The 1,751-nt window shown below is 64.1% G+C and carries 2 protein-coding genes; both read right to left on the bottom strand.

The window, feature by feature from the left end; all coding sequences use genetic code 11:
• On the bottom strand, positions 1 to 230 hold a 230-nt coding region (locus AC1VAN_RS20830), incomplete at its 3' end, for an acyl-CoA thioesterase (protein ID WP_480986637.1).
• Between the two features lie 148 nt (positions 231 to 378).
• Positions 379 to 1,590 carry a methionine adenosyltransferase gene (metK, locus tag AC1VAN_RS20825; protein ID WP_480986636.1) on the bottom strand — a complete coding sequence of 404 codons (1,212 nt, stop codon included), beginning with the start codon at positions 1,588 to 1,590 and terminating at the stop codon, positions 379 to 381.
• Between the last annotated feature and the right edge of the window lie 161 nt (positions 1,591 to 1,751).

Genomic DNA, 1,751 nt, shown 5'->3' with positions numbered 1-1,751 from the left:
GAGGCAAGGAAGGTGACCAGTTCGCCCACCGCGATCGGCTGGCGGAACACTACCTGGTCCACCGACAGGGTGACCACGTAGCGGCCGGCATAGCGGCTGGCGCAGGCATAGGCGACCTGGTCGAGCAGGCGCAGGATCGCGCCACCGTGGACCTTGCCGGAGAAATTGGCCATTTCCGGCGACATCAGCACGGTCATGGACAGCTGGTGGGATTTGAGTTCGGTCGACATGGGGCGATTGTATCGGCAACCACCGGCACTACCATCTGCCGGCCAACGGCCGGCACCTTCATGATGTCCGCAAACCGATGCATGGTTGCCGGCCAGCGGCCGGCACTACCGAAAGCAGAAGGGCCGCTTGCGCGGCCCTTCGTGTTTCTTACTTCAGCTTCGCATCGGCGCGCAGGGCGGCGGCGCGATCGGTCTTCTCCCAGGAGAAGGCCGTGGCGTTGACGGTCTCGCCCTCGCCGTTGATGTAGCTGAACTCCTTCGGCTTGCGGCCGAAGTGGCCATAGGCCGCGGTCTGCTGGTACATCGGGTGGATCAGGTCCAGCATCTTGATGATGCCGTACGGGCGCAGGTCGAAGTGCTTGCGGATCAGCTTCTCGATCTTGTCGTCGCTGATCTTGCCGGTGCCGAAGGTGGTGACCGAGATCGAGGTCGGCTCAGCCACGCCGATGGCGTAGGAGACCTGCACTTCGCAACGGTCGGCCAGGCCGGCGGCAACCACGTTCTTGGCGACGTAGCGGGCAGCGTAGGCGGCCGAACGATCGACCTTGGACGGATCCTTGCCGGAGAACGCGCCACCACCGTGACGAGCCCAGCCGCCGTAGGTGTCGACGATGATCTTGCGGCCGGTCAGGCCGCAGTCGCCCACCGGGCCGCCGATCTCGAACTTGCCGGTCGGGTTGATGTGGAACTTGGTGCCCTTGTGCAGCCACTTGGCCGGCAGCACCGGCTTGATGATCTCTTCGCGGACGGCCTCGATGAGGTCCTTCTGCTTGATGCCCGGGGCGTGCTGGGTCGACAGGACCACCGCGTCGATGGCCGAAACCACGCCGTTTTCATAGCGCAGGGTGACCTGGCTCTTGGCGTCCGGACGCAGCCAGGACAGCGGCGAGTTGCGCTTCTTGCGGATCTTGGCCTGCTGCTCGACCAGGCGGTGCGACAGGTGGATCGCCGCCGGCATGTAGCTGTCGGTTTCGTTGGTGGCATAGCCGAACATCAGGCCCTGGTCGCCAGCGCCCATTTCTTCCGGCTTCTTGCGGTCAACGCCCTGGGCGATGTGCGGGGACTGCTTGCCGATCAGGTTCAGCACGCCGCAGGTGGCGCCGTCGAAGCCGACGTCGGAGCTGTCATAGCCGATGTCCACGATGACCTTGCGGGTCAGCGCTTCCAGGTCGATCCAGGCGCTGGTGGTGATTTCGCCGGCAACGATGGCAACGCCGGTCTTGACCATGGTCTCGCAGGYCACGCGGGCGCGCTGGTCCTGGGTCAGGATCGCGTCCAGCACCGCATCGGAGATCTGGTCGGCAACCTTGTCCGGATGGCCTTCAGAGACCGACTCGGAGGTGAAGAGGTAGCTGGACATCAGGCKTAATATCCTTTGATTCGGATGGAAAGATGGGCGCGAATGATACACGGCAAGTCGCGCCGTTGCATTGTGCGCCACGGGGAGTTGCCGGTGGTTAAGTGATACACGGCAAGTCGCGCCGTTGCATTGTGCGCCACGGGGAGTTGCCGGTGGTTAAG

The sequence above is a fragment of the Stenotrophomonas sp. 05L44_2 genome, assembly GCF_056665995.1.
The sequence above is the reverse complement of the archived record's forward strand: the minus strand, read 5'-3'. Positions and strand labels throughout refer to the sequence as shown.